The organism is Shewanella sp. 8A, assembly GCF_023475945.1.
GTDB classification, from domain to species: Bacteria; Pseudomonadota; Gammaproteobacteria; order Enterobacterales; family Shewanellaceae; genus Shewanella; species Shewanella xiamenensis.
Genome location: NZ_JAMDJP010000017.1, coordinates 56,493 through 83,204, shown reverse-complemented (window position 1 = coordinate 83,204; position 26,712 = coordinate 56,493). Strand labels below are relative to the sequence as shown.

The 26,712-nt window shown below is 49.1% G+C and carries 23 protein-coding genes, 1 tRNA gene and 1 pseudogene; 10 read left to right on the top strand and 15 right to left on the bottom strand.

What is annotated here, in order from left to right; all coding sequences use genetic code 11:
- Positions 1 to 296: 296 nt before the first annotated feature.
- Positions 297 to 890, bottom strand: a complete 594-nt coding sequence (locus M0413_RS14385) for a YhgN family NAAT transporter (protein ID WP_037416335.1) — start codon at positions 888 to 890, stop codon at positions 297 to 299.
- Between the two features lie 285 nt (positions 891 to 1,175).
- Between M0413_RS14385 and M0413_RS14380 the strand changes: the two genes are divergently transcribed.
- Positions 1,176 to 2,816 carry a ZIP family metal transporter gene (locus M0413_RS14380; RefSeq protein WP_240292790.1) on the top strand — a complete coding sequence of 547 codons (1,641 nt, stop codon included), beginning with the start codon at positions 1,176 to 1,178 and terminating at the stop codon, positions 2,814 to 2,816.
- Between the two features lie 62 nt (positions 2,817 to 2,878).
- Positions 2,879 to 3,679 carry an NRDE family protein gene (locus M0413_RS14375; protein WP_249554691.1) on the top strand — a complete coding sequence of 267 codons (801 nt, stop codon included), beginning with the start codon at positions 2,879 to 2,881 and terminating at the stop codon, positions 3,677 to 3,679.
- Positions 3,680 to 3,683: 4 nt separating this feature from the next.
- Here the strand turns inward: M0413_RS14375 and M0413_RS14370 are convergent, their stop codons facing one another.
- A complete protein-coding gene (locus M0413_RS14370; protein WP_037416327.1) occupies positions 3,684 to 4,133 on the bottom strand; it encodes a YybH family protein in 450 nt (149 codons plus the stop codon).
- A gap of 129 nt (positions 4,134 to 4,262) precedes the next feature.
- On the opposite strand from M0413_RS14370, the gene M0413_RS14365 reads away from it, so the two are divergent.
- Both M0413_RS14365 and M0413_RS14360 read left to right on the top strand, forming a co-directional pair.
- Positions 4,263 to 4,823 carry a lysophospholipid acyltransferase family protein gene (locus M0413_RS14365; RefSeq protein WP_188871302.1) on the top strand — a complete coding sequence of 187 codons (561 nt, stop codon included), beginning with the start codon at positions 4,263 to 4,265 and terminating at the stop codon, positions 4,821 to 4,823.
- 26 nt (positions 4,824 to 4,849) lie between these two features.
- On the top strand, positions 4,850 to 5,473 hold the full coding sequence (locus M0413_RS14360; RefSeq protein ID WP_172589868.1) for a LysE family translocator: 624 nt from the start codon (positions 4,850 to 4,852) through the stop codon (positions 5,471 to 5,473).
- Here the strand turns inward: M0413_RS14360 and M0413_RS14355 are convergent.
- Positions 5,470 to 6,738 (bottom strand): mechanosensitive ion channel family protein, encoded by a 1,269-nt coding sequence (locus M0413_RS14355; protein WP_037416320.1) that lies wholly within the window; start codon positions 6,736 to 6,738, stop codon positions 5,470 to 5,472. The genes M0413_RS14360 and M0413_RS14355 overlap by 4 nt on opposite strands.
- Positions 6,739 to 6,945: 207 nt before the next feature.
- Between M0413_RS14355 and M0413_RS14350 the strand changes: the two genes are divergently transcribed.
- Positions 6,946 to 7,524 carry an outer membrane beta-barrel protein gene (locus M0413_RS14350; RefSeq protein ID WP_047536485.1) on the top strand — a complete coding sequence of 193 codons (579 nt, stop codon included), beginning with the start codon at positions 6,946 to 6,948 and terminating at the stop codon, positions 7,522 to 7,524.
- 17 nt (positions 7,525 to 7,541) lie between these two features.
- Here M0413_RS14350 and M0413_RS14345 read toward each other — a convergent pair whose 3' ends face one another.
- Positions 7,542 to 7,934, bottom strand: coding sequence for a DUF1090 domain-containing protein (locus M0413_RS14345; protein WP_249554689.1), 393 nt, complete (start codon positions 7,932 to 7,934; stop codon positions 7,542 to 7,544).
- A 218-nt stretch (positions 7,935 to 8,152) separates the two neighbouring features.
- Between M0413_RS14345 and M0413_RS14340 the strand changes: the two genes are divergently transcribed.
- Positions 8,153 to 8,794: a DUF3157 family protein gene (locus tag M0413_RS14340; RefSeq protein WP_249554687.1), complete on the top strand. Its 642-nt coding sequence runs from the start codon at positions 8,153 to 8,155 to the stop codon at positions 8,792 to 8,794.
- Between the two features lie 136 nt (positions 8,795 to 8,930).
- Entirely contained in the window at positions 8,931 to 9,920 is a 990-nt protein-coding gene (locus M0413_RS14335; protein WP_037416307.1) for a DUF481 domain-containing protein, read from the top strand.
- Here M0413_RS14335 and M0413_RS14330 read toward each other — a convergent pair whose 3' ends face one another.
- Complete coding sequence (locus M0413_RS14330; RefSeq protein WP_372841599.1) at positions 9,921 to 10,520, bottom strand: MliC family protein; 600 nt, start codon at positions 10,518 to 10,520, stop codon at positions 9,921 to 9,923.
- Between the two features lie 402 nt (positions 10,521 to 10,922).
- Between M0413_RS14330 and M0413_RS14325 the strand changes: the two genes are divergently transcribed.
- Together M0413_RS14325 and M0413_RS14320 are read left to right on the top strand one after the other, a co-directional pair.
- Positions 10,923 to 11,537, top strand: a complete 615-nt coding sequence (locus M0413_RS14325) for a hypothetical protein (RefSeq protein WP_249554685.1) — start codon at positions 10,923 to 10,925, stop codon at positions 11,535 to 11,537.
- A 116-nt stretch (positions 11,538 to 11,653) separates the two neighbouring features.
- Complete coding sequence (locus tag M0413_RS14320) at positions 11,654 to 12,979, top strand: M48 family metallopeptidase (protein WP_249554683.1); 1,326 nt, start codon at positions 11,654 to 11,656, stop codon at positions 12,977 to 12,979.
- 90 nt (positions 12,980 to 13,069) lie between these two features.
- Here the strand turns inward: M0413_RS14320 and yedF are convergent, their stop codons facing one another.
- The 3 genes from yedF to fdhD all read right to left on the bottom strand — a co-directional run bounded on the left by yedF (position 13,070) and on the right by fdhD (position 15,478).
- Entirely contained in the window at positions 13,070 to 13,303 is a 234-nt protein-coding gene (yedF, locus tag M0413_RS14315; protein WP_011070517.1) for a sulfurtransferase-like selenium metabolism protein YedF, read from the bottom strand.
- Positions 13,303 to 14,517, bottom strand: coding sequence for a selenium metabolism membrane protein YedE/FdhT (yedE, locus tag M0413_RS14310; protein WP_249554681.1), 1,215 nt, complete (start codon positions 14,515 to 14,517; stop codon positions 13,303 to 13,305). Before yedE ends, yedF begins: the two co-directional genes overlap by 1 nt.
- A gap of 124 nt (positions 14,518 to 14,641) precedes the next feature.
- Positions 14,642 to 15,478: a formate dehydrogenase accessory sulfurtransferase FdhD gene (fdhD, locus tag M0413_RS14305; protein ID WP_011624738.1), complete on the bottom strand. Its 837-nt coding sequence runs from the start codon at positions 15,476 to 15,478 to the stop codon at positions 14,642 to 14,644.
- Between the two features lie 141 nt (positions 15,479 to 15,619).
- Between fdhD and M0413_RS14300 the strand changes: the two genes are divergently transcribed.
- Positions 15,620 to 15,714, top strand: a tRNA-Sec gene (locus M0413_RS14300).
- 93 nt (positions 15,715 to 15,807) lie between these two features.
- On the opposite strand, the pseudogene selB reads toward M0413_RS14300, so the two are convergent.
- From selB to hutH, 7 genes and pseudogenes are all read right to left on the bottom strand, one after another.
- A pseudogene (selB, locus tag M0413_RS23115) lies at positions 15,808 to 17,601 on the bottom strand (selenocysteine-specific translation elongation factor); the annotation flags it as partial.
- A gap of 2 nt (positions 17,602 to 17,603) precedes the next feature.
- The gene (gene selA / locus M0413_RS14280; RefSeq protein ID WP_249554674.1) at positions 17,604 to 19,025 is read right to left on the bottom strand and encodes an L-seryl-tRNA(Sec) selenium transferase; all 1,422 of its coding nucleotides are present in this window, start codon (positions 19,023 to 19,025) and stop codon (positions 17,604 to 17,606) included.
- A gap of 57 nt (positions 19,026 to 19,082) precedes the next feature.
- Positions 19,083 to 19,991: a formate dehydrogenase accessory protein FdhE gene (fdhE, locus tag M0413_RS14275; protein ID WP_249554672.1), complete on the bottom strand. Its 909-nt coding sequence runs from the start codon at positions 19,989 to 19,991 to the stop codon at positions 19,083 to 19,085.
- Positions 19,991 to 20,632: a formate dehydrogenase subunit gamma gene (locus M0413_RS14270; protein ID WP_037416279.1), complete on the bottom strand. Its 642-nt coding sequence runs from the start codon at positions 20,630 to 20,632 to the stop codon at positions 19,991 to 19,993. The genes fdhE and M0413_RS14270 overlap by 1 nt, the downstream gene beginning before the upstream one ends.
- Entirely contained in the window at positions 20,629 to 21,543 is a 915-nt protein-coding gene (gene fdxH / locus M0413_RS14265) for a formate dehydrogenase subunit beta (RefSeq protein ID WP_047536467.1), read from the bottom strand. The genes M0413_RS14270 and fdxH overlap by 4 nt, the downstream gene beginning before the upstream one ends.
- Before the next feature lie 2 nt (positions 21,544 to 21,545).
- Positions 21,546 to 24,560, bottom strand: coding sequence for a formate dehydrogenase-N subunit alpha (gene fdnG, locus M0413_RS14260; protein WP_172589872.1), 3,015 nt, complete (start codon positions 24,558 to 24,560; stop codon positions 21,546 to 21,548).
- Between the two features lie 609 nt (positions 24,561 to 25,169).
- Positions 25,170 to 26,711, bottom strand: coding sequence for a histidine ammonia-lyase (gene hutH, locus M0413_RS14255; RefSeq protein ID WP_055646902.1), 1,542 nt, complete (start codon positions 26,709 to 26,711; stop codon positions 25,170 to 25,172).
- Position 26,712 lies beyond the last annotated feature (1 nt).

The window sequence follows — 26,712 nt, the reverse complement described above, 5'->3', positions numbered from 1 at the left end:
CTTCCTTCCGTCACAATCTGCGCTGTTATAGCCAAGCTATTTTTTAAGGCTAGTGCCTATTTGCTCTATGGCAAGTTTGTTTATTGGTTGTCTTCCCTCATCGGAAAGCCAACTTCAATGGGATGTGAAAACATATCAGGACACCAAGAGTGTAACAACTTGATACAGATTGGAAGGTGATGGTTTTTATACTTTTGTCAGCGTTGGTTCAGCAAGCATCCTCAACAGCGATTTTTTGCCATAAAAAAACCGCATTAACGATGTAATGCGGTTTTTGATAACTTGGTGCAATACGCTTACCCAGCAGTTTTCATATAGTTTGATACTCCATCGAGGAACATTTGTACCGATATCATTACCAGCACCATCCCCATCAAACGTTCAACAGCCGTTAACCCTTTTTCACCCAACATACGGGTAAAGAGTTTATAAAACATTAAGATAACCGCACTCGCGCCCCAAGCTGATACGAGAGCAATAGTCCAATCCCCCATACGTGAGCTATCGGTATGCGCTAGTAAAATGAGCGCGGCAAGAATAGATGGTCCCGCCATTAATGGTATCGCCATCGGCACGATAAATGGCTCCTCCCCTGCGGCAAGGCCAACCACACCACCCGGCTGGGGGAAAATCATCCGAATCGCGATCAGAAACAAAATAATCCCACCGGCAATACTGACCGATTCAGATCGCAGATTTAGGAAACTTAAGATGGCTTCGCCGGCATACAAGAAGGCCAACATGATCACTAATGCAAAAATGAGTTCACGAATCAAAACCCTACGACGTTTTTTAGGATCAATATGCCGTAAAATCGACGCGAATATCGGTAAATTACCGAGGGGGTCCATGATGAGAAACAACATTACCGCAGCAGAAAATATATCCATTTAACTTTATCAACGTCTAAGCCAACATGAGCACATATTGTATAACTTTTTCGCGTTACAGATGTGAAAAATTATCTAGAAAATTCCTTAAGATGGATTATGAGTGCCGTTTTATGATCCTCTAGCGGTTTTTACCTATCATCCATAAGCCATTGAGTCGTTGATTCATTTTTACTACAAGCCACAGCACAACATCTCGCTTGAGTAAATTGCCTGTAAGTCGCTGCTCATTTAAATTACAACTGGTATACTACAGCGTTTTTTCAGCCAATTTTCGTGGAATCCATGCTCTATCTTCTTGCTAGTTGTCTCGCACTCTTAATCGGGCCACTGTTTTACCGCTACTTTGCATCAGGCAGCGGATTGCAGAAGGGACTTGATGGCTTTATTTTCGTCTCCTTAGGCGGATTAGTGCTGATCCATATTCTACCTGAACTTCTCGAGCATGGCGGCCTGCTGGCCATCGTCTTTGTAGTACTCGGCCTGTGGGGGCCCACAGCCAGTGAACGCTTGTTCCACCGCTACTCTGAAATTACGCATAATTTTGCCCTTTTTCTTGGCATTAGTGGCTTATTGCTGCACACCATCACAGATGGGAGCGCTATGGTATTAGCCCAAAATGAGGGCAACTCCATTTTGTTAGCCTTGGGCGTTATACTCCATCGTCTCCCTGTTGGTTTTGCTATTTGGTGGATACTAAAACCTCATCTTGGTGCCCGTTGGACGCTGGTTATTTTTGGCGCCATTATGCTATTCACGAGTATTGGCTATTTTGCTAGCGAACAGCTTTTATCACACATGAGCATAGATAAAACTGTTTATTTACAAGCTTTTGTGACAGGATCGATTCTGCATGTGGTGTTACATCAGCCACATGGTCAACAGGAAACAGATAAACAAGGCCAGTATGAATATCAGGCGGGTATCGGCAGTTTGCTCGGTATTGGTTTATTAATGATGCTGTTATTGATGGATTCTGGCGGTCACGAACATGCCCATCACGACCACAGTACAGAGCAGCTAACAACATGGCTAATGACCATAGCGCCAGTGCTATTACTCAGTTACGCCGTAGCAGCACTAAGGTTCCAGCTTGGTTTAACACCACAGGACAATAGCCTCGCCCGTCGTTGGTTCCAACGTTTAGCGGGCCCAGAAGCCCTCGTACTGACGGCGCTATTGCTTGGCCCTTGGTTAGCGCTGTTTCAACTCGTAGTCGTCTTGATCATGAGTGCCTATTTAGCCTATGCGCGGGTCGATATTACCGATCCCCATACTAAATTACCAAGCCAAGCCCTGCGTTTTGGTTTCGCCCATTTGGTTGATCGCAGCGCACCTTGGGTGCTCCTCAGTTTAGTATTAGTTAACTTGATTGGTCACCCTTCGGTACCGCTAAGTAATCCTATATTGCAGATTACCGTGCTATTGCTGGTATTTTTACCAATGCGCTTCTGCAATTTAGGCGCGGCCGTATTGTCAATCGCCTTAGCCTATAGCGGCTGGAGTCCGCTGGCCATCGTATTGCCTTTGATTGCCGCTCCGGTGTTGAATATCGCTCAGCTAAAACTTATGGGCTGGTCGCAACGGGGGATTTTGCTGGCAATTATTGCCATAGCCCTCGTTGCTGCCCTTAAGTTGCCCATGTGGTTCTCGTTGTTCACTCTACCAGAAGCCATTAACCTCACGGCACTGCTGATCTTATCAGCCTTATTTGCAGCCAGCTTACTGCGCCTCGGGCCTCGTAAATTCTTGCGCCGCTTAATGATGTTAAAACCTGTGGCCCACGGCCATAAACACCGCCATGATCATGCGCACGCGCATGCTAAAACAGCCGAAACATCACATGTGCACGGGCATGGCCACTCTCATTCACACGGTCAGACTAGCGGCCACAGCCATCCCCATAGCGATAAGCACCAGCACTAACACTGTTCATTTGCCGACAGACAGGCTAAGTTAACCCCATCTTTGGATAAACTTAGCCTGTTATGTGCATACTTTTCGTCGCCCTTAATACTCATCCCCAGTATCCACTGATTATTTGTGCGAATCGGGATGAGTTTCACCACAGGCCCACTGCACCTGCACAGTTTTGGCCGCCTAAGCAGAATATGCTCGCGGGCAAAGATTTACAGGCGGGCGGCACTTGGTTTGGGGTGAATAAGCAGGGACAAATTGCCGGAGTCACTAACCTCAGGGTGGCTCAAAAATCCCAAGAGCCGATGCGCAGCCGCGGCGAACTTGTCATTCAGGCATTAAGTTCGGGCTCGCTGATCTGCCCTAACTGGCTTGTGGAACACGCTGAAAATTATCAACCCTTCAATCTCGTGTTTGGCCAAGGGACTCATCTCTACTGTTTTAATAGTCTTAAGCAAGAAACGGTAAAACTCACGGCAGGATTCCATGCAATAAGCAACGGCGCGCTCGATGATATTTGGCCGAAAATGGCTAAAGGTCAGCGCTCGCTCGAGGCCCTTATTCAACAATCGGGACCGCTTGAGCTAGAGTCACTTATACGGTTGATGCAGGATGATTCTCGGCCACAGGATCACGAGCTACCCGACACTGGCGTCGGGCTAGAGTGGGAACGCCGACTCGCGGCGATTTATATTTGCCACCCCGACTATGGCACTCGTTCCACCAGCATTTTGCTACAAAATGCCCAAGGGGAAGTTCAGTTCACTGAGGTGAGATACGATGGCAAGGGACGACGTTTGGGACAACAGGATTTTCACTTCACCCTACCGTCCCAATTACCGCAACAGCCCGACTGCTTAGCCGATTTTTAGTATATCAGTCAGAGCTGTGATCCATAGTGATCACCCAACGGTCATCAATTTTTTCCACCAGCAAGGTAAATACGCCTGTCGGGCTATCCTTTTGCCGCTTTAAATCCCAGCGACCCACCACCATTGCGGCGTAGTTACTGAGCATTTTGATTTCTTTGATGGTGAACTTCAGCTCTCCTAGTGCCTCTTTATCGGGATAATTTTTCTTATAGGCTGCAAGCGTTTCTTCCCAGCCGTAACGAAACTTACCGTTTGAGACAAATCTAAGCTGCTCACTCTGCCAATAACCCTGCATGTAAGCATCAAGGTCACCGCGATTCCACGCATCTTCCTGACCTTTTAACATTTGGGTAATCTCATCAGTTGGCACCGCACTTACCTGCCCAACAAATAGCAGCAAAAGCGCCGCGAGAGACTGCAAAATGGGTTTTCTTATCAATCCTTGTCGCAACATAGTACCGCTCCCTCACAATCAGGTTAGACTGTATTATCAGTATTTCGGCCCAGACTATCTTGTCTAAGTCGATTTATAATTAAAAAAAGCTAATGATATTATTCATTTTTCGACTCTGGGCACCACACTATGTTTACACATTTATGCCGCTGGCTACTCAAGATTTCAGGCTGGCAAATCCAAGGGGAACTCCCCAATCAAGCCAAATACATTGTCATTGTCGCACCACACACCAGTAACTGGGACTTTATTATTGGGGTACTCGCCCGCGGTGCATTGGCTACGCGCATCCACTTCCTTGGTAAGCATCAATTATTTATTCCACCTTGGGGTTGGTTCTTCCGAGCGATTGGTGGTAGCCCAGTTGATAGGCGTAAAAACAATAACTTAGTCGATTCTGCGGTGCAACTGTTTGCCACCCAGTCCGAATACAAACTGGCACTCGCCCCCGAAGGAACGCGCAGCCCTGTTACCCGTTGGAAATGCGGCTTCTACCATATCGCGACCAAAGCGCAGGTCGCTATTGTCCCTGTAGGCTTAGATTTTGCGCGTAAAGCCGTGGTGATCCGTTCACCACTGCAACCCACGGATATAGAGCAAGATATGGCTGAGATTTTATGCTTTTACCGCAGCATTAAGGGACGTCATCCTAAGGTCATCCCTGATTATTCACCCGATAACAAACGCTAATTCTCTCATCTAACTCGGAGCAAAACATGCAGACCGAAACTTGGTTACTCTATCTTTTTGCGATTGTTTTGATTGGTATTTCTCCTGGGCCTATTGCAATGTTGTCTATGTCCCACGGTATTCATTTCGGTAAAAAACGCAGCATAGCCACAGGGCTTGGTAGTGTGTGCGCCGCACTGGTATTAATGGTGGCCTCGGCGGCAGGTTTAGGGGCACTGATCAGCGCCTCGGAATACGGCTTTACCATACTCAAGTGGTGTGGTGGCGCCTATCTGGTGTTTTTGGGTATCAAATTATTGCTCACAAAACAGCACGTTCAGCCATTGGAAGTGGCAAAAAAAGAAGGAAATGGTCAGCCTAAACAACTCTTTAAACAGGCATTTTTAGTAGGGATCAGCAATCCTAAAGACCTACTGTTTTTTGCGGCGTTATTTCCACAATTTATCGATTTAACCGCACCACAATTACCGCAATTGGCGATTCTTGCCCTCACTTGGGCGCTGGTCGACTTTAGCTTTGTAATGATCTACGCCTCGATGGCCAATGTGCTGGCACCTAGCCTTAAGGCCAGCAACAAATTGCATTGGTTTGACCGAACCAGCGGCGGCGTATTTCTTACCCTCGCCGCGATTCTCGTCAGTCGAGACTAACCCTCGACCTTCACCGATTTTAGACTGCGGATATCGTTACCCGTCGGCGCTTGGAAGGCCTGCAAACCAAACTCAGGCAACACGGCAAAGATATGGTCGAAGATATCCGCTTGTATCGCCTCATAAAAAGCCCAGCGGGTATCATTGGTAAAGATATAAACCTCAATCGGTAAGCCTTCGGTGGTCGGTGCCAATTGGCGCACCATCAGGGTCATATCCTTATGCACTTTATCGTGACGTTGCAGGTATTCCTGCAAATAAGCGCGGAAAGTCCCCACGTTGGTCAAATGGCGACCATTGACCATCATATCCAGATCCGACACTTTAGCATTCGACGCTTGGATCTCGCTGATCTTGGCGGGGAAATACTCTTTCAAACAATTGATTTTACTCAGGCGATTTCGATCTTCCTCAGTTAAAAACTTAATACTGTTGATATCGATATTAACCGCGCGTTTGATCCGACGACCACCGGATTCCGACATACCACGCCAGTTACGGAACGCATCCGAGACTAACGCATAGGCGGGGATCATGGTGATGGTCTTATCCCAGTTACGTACTTTAACTGTAGTTAAGGACACCTCCTCCACCGCGCCATCGGCGCCGTACTTATCCATTTGGATCCAGTCGCCCTTGCTTACCATGCGGTTGGCTGCGAGCTGAATCCCTGCGACAAAGCCTAAAATCGTGTCGCGGAACACTAACATTACAAAACCCGTCGCTACACCTAAGCCGCTGAGGAAGTACACAGGAGACTGATCGGCGAGCACAGAAAGGGACACGATAAGGCCGACAAAGAATAGGAACAACTTAAACAACTGCACAAAGCTTTTAACCGGTAGTCGGCGGCTAACCAGATTGATGTCAGAGATTTCATTAACCGCATCCAGCCCCGCGTAGATAGCGCGGATCATCAATACCACCAGCCAGATACTCAGTAGACGATCAACTAAGCCGCTAAGTACCGGATGCTCTGTTAAGGTTATAGGCACCAGCAGATTGAGCACGATAGCGGGCACTAACATCGCCAGCTTTTCGAGCACTTTATAGCGCATAAACACATCGTCCCACGTCACTCTAGATCGCAGAATCACCATGTTAACCGCGCGGATCACCCCACGGCGCATAATAAAATAGGCAATGGCCGCGACTAACACGCAAGCAAGCAGCATAATGCTGGTTGATATTCCGTCGGATGGTTGACTGTCAATTCCCAAACCCGTTAACCATGCCGAAATTTCGAGCCTTATTTCCTGATCCACAATTCACTCCAATTTAGGCGCTAGCGCAACAAAGTCATACAAAGGAAACAACTGGGTTACCCTCAGTTAAATATCCCTTTAAAAACACTCACCATAAGATACAAAAATTTTACAACCAATTATTTTAAAAGAGATTTTAGCATTTTGAATTGACCACACACAAAAGGAAATGAACAATAATCCACCTGCTACCAAGGAAGCCATCCCATGTATCGTCATTTAGCTAAATTCGCCTATCTTAGCATTGGGCTACTGAGCCTATGCCAACCGCTACAGGCAACGGAATATAACACTTCAAATCATCTGATGATGCCAGATAAATCAGTTGAGAGAACCACCACTCCCTATGTAGCGCTCATGCTCGATTACGTTCCCGCAGAAGATAATCTCTACGGAATCACCCTTGCGCCCTATCATTTCGATGATGATTATCAGCGATGGGGTTATTACCTTGGTTATGCCCGCAGTCGTGAAACCGATATTGAGGTGCCAGAACCCGCACTATCACATCGACAAGAAAGCCTCTGGCGCTTAGGTTTAAGCTACAGTTTAACCAATGACTTTAGCATTTATGCGGGCGGCAGCCTCTATATCAGCACCACAGCTTATACCAACAATATTTCACCCCGCATTGTCGATGGCAAACCCTCGTGGGAAGAAGATAAGTCCAAACATTGGGGTGCCGAAGCAGGCCTAAGATATCGCCTAACAGAGCATGTCATGCTGAGTGCAGGTTATAACTCCAGCACTGAATCGACCATTTTGAGCATAGGGTATGCGGGTTAAACCGAAAGAGTCCGAAGTTATTGTGCGAGCTCTGCTCTAGCCTTAGCAAGCTCAGATTCAACTTCTGCAATCTTTTGGCGTTTTTTATTGATTTTATCCATAGGCTTACCATCGGCAATCGCTTCGGTAAGCTCATGCTGGCGCTCGGCTAATTTAGCCTCTAAGACCTCAATTTTAGCTAAACGCTCGGCAGTTAAGCTGTCATCGTCACAATGGTTTACAACCTCACTATAGGCCTTTTCTAGCCCTGCCACTTTGTGCTGATGACCAGCAGCCTTAGCCTCAGTGAGTTCAGCACTTATAGCCGCTAATTTTGCAGCACAGCCCGTTTTAGGAGGCTCATCTGCCCAGGTTACAGCACTGAAAATCAAGCCGATAACGAGTCCATAAGTACAATGTTTACCTTGCATTTTACTCTCCTCTACAGACGTTTATAGACAATCCGACTCTATGACAACGCCCTGATACTTTTTATCCCTAAGCGCATACCTTAAACTCAGCCTGCCCTCTCTTACGGCTAAATCCGCTTTATTCATCAAAACGCGACTTAGACAGTGACGAATATGCTGCAAATTGTTTATGTTAGGGCAGAATGTTGACTCAGATGGATACCGGAGCCAGAAAATCAATGCAAACCTTATTTCGCCTTAGCGCACTTAGTTCACTCTTATTGCTCTCATCCTCAGTGATGGCAGCCGATGTGGCCACCATTACCCTTGAGAATGGCGCTCAGGTCAGACTAAAAGACGACTTTACCTGGGAATATATCATCACAGAGACCAAAGCCGCTAAATCGCCAGCTGTTGCTACAGTTGCGGCCCCAAGTTCTACTGTAACAACAGCCGTAGCCGCAGCGGCAGTAGCCAGCAGCACATCCGCCGTTGAAGCAACCCAACCTGTCACTACCTTGACCGCCAATGCCATCGCCAGACCCGAGATCTTAGGCTCTACTGCCAAAGACGGCATTAAAGTCACCTTCAGCGAGAGCCAATGGAAGCAGGATAAACTCGGCTTGACCTTTGAGCTTGCCAGCACCAGCGGCGAGCACGTGACTTTAGTTGAGGTCGAAGCCAGCTTCTTTGCCGACGATGGCACCTTGCTCAAAACCGAAAAACTGGAAGTCTGGGAAGCGATTTTCCGCATGCCAGAAACCTACCTACGTAAGGGCGAGCAACGTAAGAGCCCTGTGATTTGGGTTGAAGGCGTTGACAAAAACCGTTGGCAGAAACAATTGCTCAATCTCAAAATCACCGAAATCAATTCTCGTTGATCCTTAAGCAAGATAGGGAATTGGGTGCTAACATCCAATTCCTGAAATCTTCGCCTATTGTTATTGCCTTACTCTGCGCCATATAGGCTAGAATGCCCAAATCTTCGACACTGTTTATTTTTAGAGCCAGCCACTAATGCCAAATCACTTTTCTAGGTTATCTGTAGCCATATTACTGGCAGGCTTAAGTGGGCAAAGTCTGGCAGATACTGTGTTACTGAGAAATGGCGATAAAATCACTGGCGAAATTAAAAGCTTTGACGAAGCACACTTAGTTATCAAACCCAGTTATTCCCCCAAAATATCCATAGAGCGTAGCGCGATTAAAAGCTTTGAAACCACCCAAAATCAGCATTGGAGCATCAACCGTACGCTACAAGATGTGAGCATAAAATCCTCCGAACTCGATGGGTTTGTTCAGGTTAACAATAAACAAATTCCCATTAGTGAGCTGGTGTATTCAGACCGAAAAAGTGACTCAGAGTGGCGCTATAGTGGCAGTGTTGAGGCCGCACTCGATGTCACCAGCCACAGCAAAAATACCCAAAAACTCCATGCAAAAAGTGATATCACAGCCGAAACCTTGCAATGGCGCCATAACCTGAAAAGTGAAGTGCGCTATGAAACCGAAGGTAACGCCACCAAACGTAATACGATTGAAGGCCACTACAGCCTTGACTACCTCATCAGTGAACATTGGTTATTGCGGCAAGAAGATTATTTTCAAGAAGATAGACTCGACTTCCCAATTAGCAACTATTACGCCGCGATTGGTCCGGGTTATCGGTTTTGGGGAATAGGACGAGATAAACTGGACTTTGTTGTTACGTACAACCATTTTTGGTTGGATACCCAAATATTTACCTATCAACTCAACGCTTGGGCATCCACGCTCAACTATAAACAATATTGGTTTGATGGCGTATTGGAGACCTATGCCGATCTCCAAATCGCCTTTCCTGACACACCAACCATTGATTATATTTCGGACTCAACATTTGGGCTTAAGTATCTACTGACTCAGCAAATTTACCTCTCATTCAAATATGATATCAATGAGACTAAAACCTCGATACGCCATGTTCGGGATGTCAGTTATAACCTAGGGCTTGGTGTTAATTTTTAATCATTTAGCTGTTTTGACCGTACAGGTCATTTCTGGCGCTTCATATCCCCAGACAATTTTGGCTTCGCCATGGTGTTCCCATAGGCTTTCGTTGCGCCCCTGATACTTAGCGCCACTGCCACTTGGCTGAACAAACATCAAGGAAGTTTGATCGCCATACTCTGCAATTAAGGTGGCGGGTTCAGTATTAAAGTAACTGACCACGACTTCATTGGCAGGGTTGCCATCGCAGGCATAAAATACTGGGCCAGTCATCTCAACGAGGCGATATTGCGCCTGTAACTCTGCAATCCGTGTTTGGTAACTCGATTCAATACACGCATGTTTATCATCGCTTTTCCAACATTCGTTGCGACCTTTTACCCAACCCCGTTGCAGCGCTTTTAACGTTGGAGGCTGTTCATTTTTAGCTTTTGCGGTGGCCTTAGCATAGACCTCGGCCAATTGTTTATCTAACTTAGTTAAGCCCGCATCCTTACACACCATATCTTCGATACTGTCCGGCTGTACTTTACTACAGTCAAAGGAAGGCTTTTCAGCCGCAATAGCAGGCATACTCAAAGCGATGGCTAAAAACCCCGCTATTCCTGCGATTTGCATATTGATTATCTTAGTTAACCTCATACTCTTGAGTCCCTTATATCAACGACCAATCACTATTCATTGCCATAGCTAACGCCATCTCAGCTTAACCTAAGCTGACTTAAGCAAAATACGCTTATCAAACTGGCAAAAAACAGCACTACTCCACAAATAACCACTCAATGCCTGTTCCGCAATCAAGCAGTGTTTAACAAACTCGACTAAGTGTAGTGCAGCCTGATGGGTTATCCCAAAAGTGTCCACTGAACGGACACATTGAGACTGAACGCGCGGACACATTTAGGCTCGCCAGGCGGACACTTTCTACATGTGAATGATAAATAAAGAATATTTTATTGGCATGGACTCTGCTTATACAGGTGAGTTAATCACAAACACTTATTCATACAAGGAAGCATTATGAACACACGCACTAAAGTATTTGGCGGCTTATTGATCCTCGTACTTATCCCCTGTGGAATTTGGGCTACACAGCAGACAAGCACTCAGTCATCGACCGAAACCAATATTTCAATCAATAGCAGTAATTATCCTGACTTTTCGTGGATTTATGTACGCCAAGATGGTGAGCTCACGATAGGCGCGGGTGAAAGCCAAGATTGGAACACACTCAAACAACAATGCAATGCTTACCAAACGGATTACCTGTGGGTTAAGACTGGCGGAAACCGCTATGTGATTACCGATCCAGCCCTTGTAAATCAAGTGAAAGAGGCCGTGCGCCCAATGCAGATCCAAGGCGAAAAAATGCAGCGTCTAGGCGAGCAAATGCAAGTAAAGGGTGATGCTATCAGTGCCGAAACCAACAACCTCTTAGTCAATCTCGCCTCAGGTGAAAAAGATGCTGAGAGTAACGCGCAAATTGAAAGCCTAGGCGCATCGATGGAAGTGATGGGCAAAGAGATGGAGCAACTCGGCGATGAACACCAAAAGCTAGTTAATATAGCCGAAAAGCAGGTTTACGAACTGGCGCAAAACGCGATTAAAAATGGCACCGCCGTATTGGCACCTTAAGCCATTTTTAGCACGAAAAGGTAAATTATCGGTTATTCCAGTTATAGAGATTGAATTTCCTAGTGAAATTGACTATTTTCACGCCGCTTTGTTATTTCACTAGGAAAAGGATCAACATGGAACAAGTGGTTAGTGCAGGGAACGACAACCCTATTCAAATGACCGATACCGTCTATTCGAAGGAAAAGTCACTCTTTACAATTTTAGCGATTATTTCAGGACTGATTTGGGCCGTGCTTATCATAGCCACTAAAGGTCTCGCCCTGATTTATGTGCTGATGTTTTTTATTATCTACCTCTTCACCCACTCGGCGTTTATCAGCTACTTAAAGGGAACGGCGGTTGAGATTAGCCCTGAGCAGTTCCCCGATTTACACAAGCAATACCTCGCCTGCTGTGAGCGTTTAGAGATTAAAGAACCACCGCGCGCCTATCTGTTAGCCGCCGATGGTATGTTAAACGCCCTCGCAACCCGCTTTTTGCGCCGCAACTACATAGTGCTGTTCTCATCAATAGTGGATGCACTTGAGTCGGATAAAGACGCAATTAACTTTTATATCGGTCATGAGCTTGGCCATATTCGCCGTAACCATATTGGCAAAGAACCGCTGTTAGTGTTTGCCACTTGGCTGCCATTGATCGGCGCCGCCTATGCTCGCGCATGTGAATATACCTGTGATTTACACGGCTTGCGCTGCTGCAATAGCTTACGTTCAGCCACCAATGCGGTCGCCGTACTTGCCGCCGGGGTTGAGCAGTGGAAACGGATGAATGTCGATCAATATATTCGCCAAACCCAAGAGTCGAGCGGCTTTTGGATGTCTTTCCATGAGATCAATAGCAGCTATCCTTGGCTGACTAAACGCATGGCAAGAGTACAAGCAACCGCACAAGGCAAAGTGTATACGGCGCCTTCTCGCAGTGTATTTGCCTATCTCTTTAGTTTGTTTATGCCACGTATGGGCACAGCAGGCGGCGGGATTATCATCCTTGCGGCGATTATCGGTGTGGCAGCAGCGGTCGCGATTCCCGCCTATAAGGAATACCAAGAAAAAATGGGCGCAGAAGTAAGTTATGAGGCGCCAACTGATCAAACTCCGGCTTTAACTTTGACCGTTCCCGATACCGATGCTGCGGTTAAACATATAGATCAATTACATCAGTCATTAACGCCCATTACAGATACTTTAACGGCCTACTACCAAGCCCACAAAGCTTGGCCGACAGAATTGGAAGTCCTTGGGCTCACGGATGCACAACTGGCCACCTTTAATCTCTACACCGATGGCATAGTCGGGTTTGTTGGCGGTGAAACCCTAGGGGATTATCAAGACTATGAGGTGTACCTATCGCCACAAGTCGACGAGCAGGATAATGTGACTTGGGTATGTAGCAGTAATGGCATTCCCGACGAATATCTGCCTGCCGACTGCCAAGGCTAAAAACCAAAAGCGCTGCTAATGCAGCGCTTTTTACTATGTTGTGATTATTTTATTTAAAAAACCAATCAAGCCACACTGAATGCAGTAAGACTAGCGCTGGATCAGATAACGAATCGTTGGTCCGTTCTGCTCAATTTCCAGCACTTTATAGCCATGATTCTTGGCATCGAGTGGAATATTATTGATTGACTGCGGGCAGTCACTAATCACTTCTAATATCTCTCCCGGTTTCAGTGTCGGCATGGCCTCAAGGGTGGCCACAGCAGGATAAGGGCAAGGCTCGCCTACCATATCGAGTTGATAATCTGGAATATATTGACTCATTACGCCGCCTCCGCAATCAATTGTTCATCTCGCTTCGCCTTGCGAGCAAAGAAACGTTTTTCCCACAGCAACATGGCCGCAAACGACAATGCCAACAGTAGATAGGTCACTAATAAGCCACCCTTATCGCCAAAGCTTGAAAGCAAGTTAACCTTGTCCCAACTTGTGGCTAATGGCTGGGCTAAATCATCCCAGTAATAGGCCAGCAGGGTTGAACCCAGCACGTTGCCTAAACCAACCCACCAGAAATGCACTTGGCCTTCGACGGCGCGATACATCCACCCCGTCTCACAACCACCTGCCAGCACAATGCCAAAGCCAAACAGCAGGCCACCAATCACCGCATTCGGGCCAGCCCACATAATTTTTGGCGGCACGCCTAATTGCACATAGCTATAAATCCCGATGGCACTTACCGCCATACCGAGAATAATCGCCTTAGCCATATGGGTGCGTCCGGTGATCCACATATCGCGAAATGCCGAGGTGAAGCAGATTTGCGCCCGTTCAATCAACAAGCCAAAACCCACACCGCAGAGCATGGCGATACCCAGTTTAGGCGCATTGAACATAGTCAATAATCCCCAGCCGATAATGGCTGCGAACACTAACATACCGATGCGAAAACGCCGTCTGGCTTGGTTTTCATCCTGTTTGACCGAAGACGCCTTATCGACTTTCTTCAATTTCACTGGAATACGGAACATGGGTAGCAGCGTAAAGCGCGCACCAAAGTAAGAGCCCGCCGCCGTCGCGAGGGCAAAAAACCACGCGTGTAAGGAAAACTGCGGAATACCGGTGAAGAAGGCCGCTAAGTTACAGCCCATCGCCAAGCGCGCACCAAAGCCGGCAATAATACCGCCAATTAATGCCTGAGCGATGCGGATACGGCTCTGTGGCATACGCAGTTTAACGTTATTGGCCCACAGTGCCGCCGCAATACAGCCACCAAACATGCCGATGATCATCATGCCGTCGATGCGGTCTAAGGGCGAGCCCTGTAAACCTATCACCTTGAAATAACCCCAAGTTTCAGGATTTGCCCCTACCAGTTGCAGTAAGTGCCCGCCCCAGCGCGTAAATTCCCCCGTGACAGCCCAAAAAGTGCCAGTTAACCCAAAATAGTAAGTAGAAAGGATACCGGCGGCGATAACCGCAGGCATAGGAGCCCAAAAACGGACTAAATATTGTTGTTTAAATTGTTGCCATGTCATGTCATTACCCTAATGAACGAGACTATAAAAAATAAGCACAAGGCTTATACCTGTTGCCACACAAGCAAGGCACAATCCCTTAAAAATAAGGTGCTAAAGAATCTTAATTGTGTGGCGACACGCTTTAGATGGCTTTCGCTAAACAGCCACGATTTATCCCCAACAGTCGATAACTATGGGTGTAGAGCGTGGCTCTGCCATTACGGCAAAAACCGATAAGCGTGATGTTGCTTTTCTCTGCTAATTCCAACGCCAGTGAAGTCACGGCGGACATAGCAAACAGAATTTGGATATTGGCACTGGCGGCCTTTTGCACCATTTCAAAACTGGCGCGGCTGGTGAGCAACACGGCGACAGGTCGCTCTGCCTTACGCATTGAAAATCCACCGATTAATTTATCCAGTGCAATGTGCCGCCCTATGTCCTCAAAGGCGGCGATGATTTGTCCTTCCTCGTCTAAGCCCATGGCGGCGTGGGTTGCTCCCGTGAGCTTAAAGTGATGTTGATTCTCTTTGATCTGCTCAAGGGCGAGCTGCAGATGATCGATATTAAATCTGGCATCCGAGTCGACGCGGATAACAGGTTTAACCGCCTCTTCTAGCTGCGCCACACCACAGAGTCCACAGCCCGTGCGCCCCGCCATATTGCGCCGCTGCTGCTTGAGTTCCATAAAGCATCTTTGGGTGATCTCCACCTGAATGAGCACACCTTCGGGGGTGAACTCCAGATCCACCCCTTTGATTTCATTCACATGGGAAACAATCCGCTCCGACAAGGTAAAGCCAATGGCGAACTCTTCGAGATTTTCAGGGCTGGCGAGCATCACAGTGTGGGCGATGCCGTTATACACCAGCGCCACTCGCACCTCGTTAGCCACATAATCGGTTAACTCGGAGGCCTGTCCCTGTTCTAAAAGGGTCACCTTTCTTTCAGTAACCACGGCGTGTGAATGATATTCCATAGCGACCCTCTAAACTCATTAATTCAAATAAAAACAATTGGTTTGCCAGTAAAGTTCGACTCAAGTCACAAAGCGACTAACGAAATACGAATGCGCTTGATTCAGGTTTAAGCATTTTCTACTATCGGTCTGTCTTCGAATGGAAGAACGTCGTCTCCGGTGAGGCGTCCGGATTTCAAATCCGGGTAGGGCTGCCAGCAGTCCTGGGTAGGTTCGACTCCTATGTTCTTCCGCCAATTCTCATGGGAATAAAACAGTTCCCCATCCCGGATCTCCCGACTGTTACTGCGATATTTCCTACGGGTAAAACCACTGCGGTCAAAAAACTCCAACAGCTGAATACTGACCTTACGGCCTAGGCCAATCAGATCCTTAAACTCTGCGGTTTCGAGCTTGCCGTGGGTTTCCACATGCTCACGCACCAGATTGGCGTAGTGGCACAACTGCTCGCTCAGCAGATACCTATCCTTCACTACGGCGGTAATAAAGCCCTGTTGCACCAGTTGAAAACACAGCAATCTGAGTTTGGCGGGCTCGAGTTCGAGATATTCTCCCATCTCAGTCACCCACACGGGCGAGGTTTGCAGCGCCAACCAAGGGGCCAAGCGTTGCCAACACTGCTGCGCCTCGCTATCGAGGACAATCCTGTGATCCGCCAACTGCAGCAGAGCGCCGCGCAGCACCATCTGTCCATCTTGGCAGAGGCTATCGAGCACCTTATTGGCCAGCTCGTTGGGTAATATGCTGTGGCTCATGCGTTGCAGACGATTACGCCCCAGCCCTAATTGATCGGGGTGCTGTTGGTGATATTCACGTAATAGCTCGATAAACTGCTGTTTTTCTTGCTCGAGTAACTGGGTCGATAGCCCATAGGCTCCGAGGCGAGTCAGCCCGGCCTGCGCCAGCATGGCTGCGAGCCCTTCATCGGTTAGCTGCCAGCGCCAACGGATTTCATCAATACTGAGCGCCTCACTCTGGCCGAGTAGCGCCAGCACATTCACCGGATTGGAGAGCTTGGCGAGCTGTTGCAACTTACTGACACGCTCCGGCGTGCGCTTCTTACGATTGGGGACTTTTAATGCCAGCACCCGCCCTGCACCCAGGGTTTGCTTGCCGCCAATATGCCTGAGCACTATCGGATCGTCCTGACACAGCAGCAGCGGCTTATCGAGCACAATTTCGGCCAGATAACGCCCCTGCTCATCGGCTTCATCGAGCAAGGAAATCCGCCCCAGGGTATGGTCGGCGCCGTGGTGACAATGCACATTTTGCCAATGGGTTATGGGTTCGAAACTGCGAATTTGCACCACGGGTCTGGCGCACAGCTCAGCCTGAGGCAGGCTGCTTAACCAGTCGCCGCGGGCTGGCGCCCTGTGGTTATCGACACCGGTAAGATTCAACGCGACCCGAGTGCCGCTTAAGGCCCTGTGGACTTCCATCCCTTGGCAATGAATGCCGCGCACTCGTAGTTTGGCCTTTTGGCCTGAACTGTAGAGACTATCGCCGACACACACACTGCCGCTAATCACAGTGCCAGTGACCACACAGCCGGCGCCTTTAACGCTAAAGGCGCGATCGAGCGTCATCCTAAAGCTGCTGGCATCTTCCGCTTGGGTCGATTGCTGCTCGGCAATCTCTAAAATATGTTGTTTAAGAGTGTCTACCCCCGCATCGCCTGCATTATTCGCGCAGACTTCAAACACGCCACTGGCCTCGATACCGTATTCGGCAAGCAGCGCCATCCCCTCTTGAGTCAACTTGGCGGCGGTTTGGTCATCGACCAAATCCCGCTTGGTCAGCACTAAGGTCAAACTATTTAGCGGTAAAAGCGCGAGGATTTGCAGATGCTCGCGGGTTTGCGGCATCACGCCGTCGTCACAGGCCAACACCAGCAGCGCGTGACGCACATGGCTCACGCCCACCAGCATGTTATTGATGAATTTTTCATGGCCGGGCACATCGATAAAAGCTAAGCGAGTGCCATCTCGCAGTGGCATAAAGGCGTAGCCGAGATCAATGGTCATGCCACGGCGTTTTTCTTCGGGGAGCCTGTCGGTGTTCATACCCGTCAGGGCACGGATCAACGTGCTCTTGCCGTGGTCGACATGGCCCGCGGTGACCATAATCATAGCTGCACACCTAAGGTGCTGAGTTCGGCCAATAATTCGGCCTCATCATCGATACCGCGCAAGTCGAGACGAAGTTGATCTTGGGCCATTCGACCAATCACAGGGCGCTGCGCCTGCTTAAAATGCTGCTCGAGCAGCGTTAGACTGCCACCCTCTTGCGCGTTAAAGCACAGGGCGATTGAGGGCAAAAAGGTATCGGGCTGCGAGCCGCTACCGACTTGGGTTTGGCACTCCACTAATTCGATGTCATAGCTCGGGGCAAACAGCGGTGCTAAGGCGCGCTGCAGACGCTCACCGATTTGGCGTAACTCAGCTTGGCTACGGGCAAACTTAGCCATAATTGGCAGTTCTTTGTCTAAGGTTTCGGGGTTGAGATAGTGGATCAGCGTTGCCTCGAGCGCCGCGAGAATCAGCTTGTCGCAGCGCAATGCACGCTTTAGCGGATGGCTTTGAAGCTTATTAATTAGCGCCTGTTTGCCAACAATCAAACCCGATTGCGGGCCGCCTAGGAGTTTATCGCCGGAGAAGCTGACCAGATCGACGCCATCCGCCAGCATGGCTTGGGGGGTTGGCTCTTGTTTTAGGCCAAAACGGCGTAAGTCGGTGAGTGAACCACTGCCAAGATCCGAGATCAACGCAACACCACGATCGCGGCAGAGTTGGCCTAATCTGGCCTCATCCACCGAGGCGGTAAAGCCACTGATATGGTAGTTGCTGGTGTGCACCTTCATAATGGCGGCGGTATTTTCGGTTATCGCCTGCTCATAGTCCTTGAGGTGAGTACGGTTAGTGCTGCCGACTTCCACTAAGGTGCAGCCCGCTTGGCGCATAATGTCCGGAATGCGAAAGGCGCCGCCAATTTCCACCAGCTCGCCGCGGGAGACGATCACTTCTTTGCCCGCCGCGACCGCCGACAACATCAGCAACACAGCGGCGGCGTTGTTATTCACCACGCAGCAGGCCTCTGCCCCAGTTAGGCGCTGGATTAACCCACTAATGGCATTATCCCGATGGCCGCGCTCACCCGCTGCCAACTCAAATTCCAGCGGCGTGGGGTAACGCATCACAGAGGTCACCGCCCGAATGGCCGCCTCAGACTGCTGGGCGCGACCAAGATTGGTATGCAGGATAGTTCCCGTGAGGTTCCACACGGGTTTAAGACTATGGCTATAGTCCTTAGACAATTGATCAACCAAATATCCGTTCAATAATGACGGGTTAGCACACCAAGCGGGTAAACGTCGCTCCTGGGCAATCAGCTCACGCGCCGTGCGTAACTGGCTATCCAGCGCCGCCTTTACCGCCGCTTTACCATAGCGTTGCAGCAGAGGCGCCAATATCGCATCGGCGAGCAGACTGTCCATCGACGGCAGCGCACGGTACAGGGCTTGGGGTGTATCGGGTACTTGGGTCATCATTTGTATCATCTTGATAAATATAAGGGGAAGAGCTCAGTGAGCCCTTCCCGACTTTGGTTATTGCTCAGTTTCGTGGGCCAGTAGCAATGGATTGACCGTGGTCGCTCCAAAGCCCTTGGCATTTAGCTCACTGTCGAGCATCAAGGTTGCTAAGTCGTCGGCCGCCACATCCATCAGCGGTGACTTTTCAACGAACAGCATCTTGGTGTAACCATGGCATTCGTCGCAGCTCTCGATACGCACCTGCGCCTGAGTATCGTCAAATGACCAGAGCGTCGTCCCTTTATCCTGACCACAGCTAGTGCAGTGGGCGCGAATGTAATGCCATTCGCTCTCACACAAACTGCAATGCAGATAACGCAGACCCGCTCGCGGCTGGTCGACGATCACGCTCGCCACAGGATGACACCCACAAATCGGGCATAGGTTCTGCTGCACGACTTTGCGTTGATCGATCCGTTTAATCACCATAGGTGCCCAATGGGACCAGTAGACCCCCATCGCCGCCCAGATAAACAAACTGAAGCGCGCGGGGACTTCGCTCATATGTCCCTGACGCAATGCACTGCCCCAGGAGGTGAGTTGCTCAGGAGATTGCTGCATCAACAACCGCAGCACTCGCGCCATATCCTCATCCACCTGCGGCAGCAGATCGCTTAACAGTTGTTGTAGCAGTCCTTGCCAGTAGCTATCTGCCTCTGAACCCAAGTGGGAAAGCGGAATCGCTTCATCTTTCCCCCAAGCGAGAAGCTGACCGAAGTCAGCCTCCGCCGCCAATCTGGCCTGAATCGCAACCACACGGCGGCATAGCTCAAAGTAGTCGGCCAGCGGCGAGTCCTTGGCCAACGACAACAAACGCTGCGCCCGTCTGTGATACACAGTTTTAGGGTCCACCGCCTTTAAGGGTTTAAGCTCCAGCGGCGATTCGCTGCCGGGGACCATAGGTATCTCGGCTGTATGACTCATTAATGTTTCTCCACGTCCGAATGTTCATCCAACATCAGCGGATGATGTTTACGGCACCAAGCCTTAGAGACCTTGCCGTAAAGCATGCCTGTGATAGAACCTTCCACCCAGGTCGCCATCCAAAAGTGCACCATCACAAACATCAGCATGATCAAGGCACAAATGGCATGCAGCACGATCGCCCAGCCCACCACAGTGGCCGAGAAGTAAGGTGCAAAGTAGGGTTGCCACATGATGAATCCCGTCACGGTTAAGGTGATAGAAGTCAACACAAAGGCACGGAACAGCACTTTTTGGCCAGGGTTGTAATGGCCGATAGGCGGGATTTTTTCCTCGTTCTCGAACATCACGTCCTTGATGGCGAGCATCCAAGCCAGATCGTGTTTTTCCCATTTGTTGTGGTGGTAATAACGCACCAACATCAACATCAGCGGTAAACACATCATCAGGCCGGCAATTGGGTGAATAAACTTCGCCAATTGCGGCGTGCCCGCTATCGCGCCCAACCATTGGAAGGAGGGATAGAAGAAGGAAAAGCCCGTCAGAAAGGTGACTAGCCCTACGGCCACAATGAACCAATGACAGATGCGGTCGAACAGCTTGTGACGCACTATCATTTCTTGCTTATTATGCTTGCTCATTTCTTGGCCTCCTCTTCCTGCTTAACCTCTTCCTCTGGCGGTTGATAGCCGGGTTGGTCCTCTTCCACTATGTTGCGACCGACGGTGATCTTATGCAGGCAGGCCACAGCCGCCGTTGCAAGAAGTCCGACAGTACCTAGTGGTTTCACCCAGTCCTGCCACAGGGTGACAGACAATGGGATTTGCGGATCCTTTGGCATTTCGTAGGTTTCAGGCTGAGTGACATCGTGCAATATCATCAGCATGCCTGTGCCACCCACGCCCTCAGGGTTGTAGAGTCCAGCCTTGACAAAACCGCGTTCTTTTAGCTCGTTAACACGCTTTTCTGAGTAGAACAGCATGTCTTCGCGCGTACCAAAACGCAGCGCACCCGTGGTACAGGACTTAACACATGAAGGCTCCAGCCCAACAGCCAAGCGGTCAGAGCACATAGTGCACTTGTAGGCCTTGTTGTCGACGGCGCTGATTTTCGGGATATCGAATGGACAGGCACTGGCACAATAGCCACAGCCAATACATTTGTCCGAATCGAAATCCACAGTACCGTTGGCATGCTGAACAATCGCGCCGGAGGTAGAACAGGCCTTCAAGCAGGCGGGATCCGCACAGTGCATACAGGCACTGTGGGTAAACTGCCAACGTAATTTGCCTTGGTCTTCGATCTCGTTGAACTTCATCAAGGTCCAGCACTCTGGCGACAGAGATGCTGGGTTTTGATAAGTCCCTTGGAACGAACCCACCTCTTCACGCAGGTCATTCCATTCTGAGCAAGCGACCTGACAGGCTTTACAACCATTACACTTAGTCGCGTCAAACAGCTTCGCAATTTGCTTCACGCCACCGACTCTCGCCTGTGCAGGTGGAGTCGCTTGCGAAGTGCCGGAACGTTGAATGATATCTTGAGTCGCCATTATCAGACCTCCGCCTTTTCAACATTCACGAGGAACGCTTTGTACTCAGGCACACCCGTGTTGGCATCACCCATCTCAGTGGTAAGGACGTTACAGCTATAGGCCTTACGTGTAAGCGCGTTATGGCTGCCGTGACGTGGAATACCTAGCGTGTGTACCGTTTGACCATTAACCTGCAATGGGCGCATACGCTTAGTCACTAAGGCTTTGGTGAGAATGTGGCCACGTTTCGAGCTCACTTTCACCCAATCGCCATTCTTGATGCCTTTTTCTGCCGCCAATTGCTCATTCATTTCCACAAAGGTCTCTGGCATGGCAATCGCCGCTAAACGGCAGTGTGTCGTCCAGAAGTTAAAGTGTTCTGTGAGTGAGTAAGTGGTACAGGCGTAGGGATATTCCTCTTTAGTACCTATGGTCTCTTTCACCCCTTCGAACCAACGCAGCACAGGGCTGTGCACCACATTAGGATGCAGTGGGTTGGTGCCGATAGGCGATTCGACTGGCTCGTAATGCTCAGGGAACGGTCCTTCTTTAAGCAGTTTGAGCGCGAAGAAACGACCCACGCCGTCAGCCTGCATAATGAAAGGATGCGCACTTTCCTGTGGATTCAACTTGGCATTGAAGTCGGGCACGTCTATCCCTTCCCACTTGCCGTCTTTCCACTCAACAATCTTACGGTGCTCATCCCAAGGTTTACCGTTCACATCACAGGATGCACGGTTGTAGAGGACGCGGCGGTTAAGCGGCCATGCGAAGGCCCAGCCCGGCGTAATACCTTTACCCGATGGATCATGGTTATCGCGGCGAGCCATTTGGTTACCGGCTTCGGTCCAAGAACCCGCGTAAATCCAACAGGCACTCGCAGTACTACCATCGGCCTTCAATTCAGCAAAACTGCTGATCTGACGCTTGGTCGCGACATCGTAACCATTCAACTCTTTCGTCAGTTCGATAGCGCTTGGGTTGTGCGGATCGGTATAGTTCCAGTTAATCGCTTGAATCGGCTCAGGCAGTTTGCCGCCCTCTTCGCGATATAACTTTCTCAACTCCAGCAGCAGACCAGACACAATCTCTGAGTCCGACATCGCTTCGCCTGGAGGATTAGCGCCTTTATAGTGCCATTGCATCCAACGACCAGAGTTAACGATCGAACCTTCTTCCTCCGCAAACACTGTCGCAGGTAGGCGGAATACTTCGGTTTGAATACTGGCGGTATCGACCTCGTTATAACCAGGCTCGTTTTGCCAGAAGGTGGCGGTTTCCGATGACAAGTTATCAAGCACCACTAAGTACTTAAGGTTACTCAGTGCTTTGATGTTCTTATTACGGTTAGGCATTGAGTTAATGGCATTAACCCCTTGCACAATACAACCGTTCACTTTGCCACGGTACATCATGTCCAGATGCTTACCGAAGTCATACATCTGATCCCACTTAGGCAACCACTGATAACCGAACTCGTTTTCAGGCGTCGCGTTCTCACCCCAGAAGGCTTTGAGCAAGGACACATAAAACTTCGGATAGTTTTGCCAGTAGTTGGTTTGACCTGGGCGCAATGGCTTAGGTGTGTTCGCCGCCAAGTGAGCTGCTAAGGTAGGTTCTTTATCGTTTGGCAGTTTAAGGTAACCGGGTAAACTTTGGGCCAGTAGACCCATATCGGTTGAACCTTGAACGTTGGCGTGACCGCGCAATGCGTTAACACCACCGCCTAACTGACCTATGTTGCCCAGTAATAACTGGATCATCGCCATAGAACGGATGTTCTGCGCACCTTTACTATGATGGGTCCAGCCCAGCGCATACATAAATGTCGCCACACGATCTTTAGTATGAGTGCTCGCAATGGCGTCACATACCACTTGGTAATCTTCTGTTGGTGTACCAGTGATATTACTTACCGCTGCAAAATCATAACGTTCTACGTGTTGTTTGAGTAAGTTCCACACACAACGCGGGTGCTCAAGTGTTTCATCCACTTTGGCATAGCCGTCTTCGTCGAGTTGATAGAACCAGGATTCTTTGTTGTACTCGCCTTTTGCTTCATCGAAGCCTGAGAATAGGCCGTCATGGAAGTCAAAATCATCCCGCACCAGATAACTGGCGTTGGTATAGGCTTTCACATAATCGAAGTTAACTTGATTGGTCGAAATCAAATAACGGATCACGCCCAGAAGGAATGCAATGTCAGTTCCTGAGCGGATTGGGGCATAGTGATCTGCCAATGACGCACTGCGGTTGAAACGTGGATCAACCACAATCAACTTAGCATTGTTATGCTGCATAGCTTCCGTAACCCAGCCGAATCCGACAGGGTGAGCTTCTGCGGCATTACCGCCCATAATAATCACTACGTTTGAATTTTTAATATCGATCCAGTGGTTGGTCATGGCACCACGTCCAAATGTCGGAGCAAGACTTGCTACCGTTGGAGAGTGTCAGTTACGTGCAATAGTATCGATAGCTACAAGGCCTAAAGCGCGAGCAAATTTTTGTGTCGCTAAGCCACTTTCATTGGCCATGCCGGATGAAGTCATCATCCCTGTGGTTAACCAACGGTTAACCGTTACACCATCGGCGTTCTTTTCAATCAGGTTCGCATCACGGTCATCTTTCATTAAACGAGCAATACGTTTAAAGGCATCATGCCAGCTGATCCGTTCCCACTTGTTGCTGCCGGGGGCGCGATATTCTGGGTACTGTAAACGGTGTGGACTGTTAACATAATCCACAAGGCCTGCACCCTTAGAGCACAATGCACCTCGGTTTACTGGATGATCGGCATCACCCTCGATATGGAAAATAGCATGTTCAGAGTTTTTACCCCCGCTGCCTTGGCTGTACATCAGCAGGCCACAACCTACCGAGCAATACGGACAGTTGTTACGGGTTTCTTTGGCTCCGATCAGCTTAAACTCTCGCACTGCTGCATAGGCCTTTTCGGACATCAATCCCAGCGCTGAAATCGCTGAGGTTGCCGCTCCGGCCGCACACAGTTTAAAAAACTGGCGTCTGTTCATAGCGTTATCTCACACTTTTGTCGTTATGAGTTTGGTAATTGCAGTGGTAACGCTGCAATCGTTTGAGTGAGTCAATAAAGACCTCACTTAATTTAAGATTATCCTTAAAGTGAAAATAGATAACAAATAATGACATGAGATCAAGATCTCAATTTGCCAGCTACAGAGCAAACAACCATTAAATAGATTTTAAATATGATTTTTTTAGAATTTAACTCTATAAAAGCGAAACAAATTAAGATATAAACCCAAAAAGCACCAAAAGACATTTTGTCCACCCATCAAGACCCATTTTGTCTCACAATGGCATATTAAGGTTATATAAGGTGTAGATTTAAAGCCGAAACGAAATAAGAGATGGTTAAAAACACCTCATATTTATCGGTTTTGGATGGATAGACAGCTCTCAAAGCTGACAATGTAAAGATTGGATAAAAAAGCATTCATCCTGCGGTGTTAAACACACCTAAAGTACAAAGTGTAAAAACAGCGAAATCGCCGCATAAGATAGACAAAAGGCATAGCAAATCGCTATGCCTTTCACTTTATTGGTCGCTTGCTTCAGCACTTTTCACCCGCAGAGGGGTTATCGGCGCCAAAGACTGTGCATTACAGACTCGGCAATACGCCTTGGGGCAAGTAAGTATTAAAGCTGGCGGTGTACAACAGATCCGTTGCCGCTTCGATATCCGGCGCGAAATATCTGTCTTTATCGTAGTAGGCAACCACTTCGCGTAGCTCGGCTTTGGCCTTAGCCACTGCATCACTTGGCGCTAATGGCGCGCGGAAATCCAACCCTTGGGCGGCAGCTAACAATTCAATCGCTAATACGCCGCGGGTGTTTTCACTCATATCCCGCAAACGGCGCGCCGCAAAGGTCGCCATAGACACATGGTCTTCTTGGTTGGCCGAGGTTGGCAAGCTGTCGACCGAGGCTGGATGGGCGTAGGTTTTGTTTTCAGAGGCTAATGCCGCCGCGGTTACTTGGGCGATCATAAAGCCCGAGTTCACCCCGCCGTTTTTAACCAGGAAAGGTGGCAGTTTAGACAGGCTAGAGTCGATAAGCAGCGCGATACGACGCTCTGCAATCGCGCCTAATTCGGCAATCGCAATCGCCAAATTATCGGCTGCCATAGCAACGGGCTCGGCGTGGAAGTTACCGCCAGAGATAATGTCGCCAGTATCTTGGAATACCAACGGGTTATCGGTCACGCCATTGGCCTCAGTGCCTAACACTTCCGCCGCTTGGCGAATTTGCGTTAAGCAAGCGCCTAGCACCTGTGGTTGGCAGCGCAGTGAGTAAGGATCTTGTACCTTTTCACAGTTTGCATGGCTTAAGCTGATTTCGGACTCTTCACCCAGCAGATGACGGAACACCATAGCTGAATCGATTTGACCTTTTTGACCACGGGCCGCATGGATACGTGGGTCAAACGGGCTGCGGCTCCCCATGGCCGCCTCAACGCTCATCGCGCCAATCACTGAGCTGGCAGCAAACAAGTCTTCAGCGTGGAACAAGCCTTCCAGCGCCAGCGCGGTAGAAGCCTGAGTACCGTTGAGCAGCGCTAAGCCTTCCTTCGCAGCTAAATCGATTGGCTTAAGGCCGGCGATTTCTAAGCCTTCGGCGGCCGAAATAATCTGCCCTTGGTAGCTCATCTCGCCTTCACCCAAGAGCGGCAGACACATATGGGCTAACGGCGCTAAGTCGCCAGAGGCACCCACAGAACCTTTTTCAGGCACGCAAGGATAAACCTCGGCATTCACTAAGCTGATAAGGAAGTTAATCACTTCTAAACGGATACCCGAGAAGCCACGGCTTAAGGAGTTGATCTTTAACACCATCATCAAGCGCACAGTGGCGTCCTGCATGTATTGGCCCGTGCCCGCTGCGTGGGATAACACGATAGAGCGTTGCAGTAATTGCAGATCTTCTGGGGCAATCTTAGTGTTGGCCAGCAGACCAAAACCCGTGTTGATGCCGTAAACGGTGCGACCTTCATCCAGCACCTTTTGCACGATTTGCGCGCTGGTGTTGATGTCGTTTATCGCCTCTGGCGCCAGTTCGAGAGTCAGTTTATGGCGGCTGATTTCACGCAGTTGCGCCAGACTTAAACTGCCGGGCGTTAATACTAAATGATTGACTGATTTCATT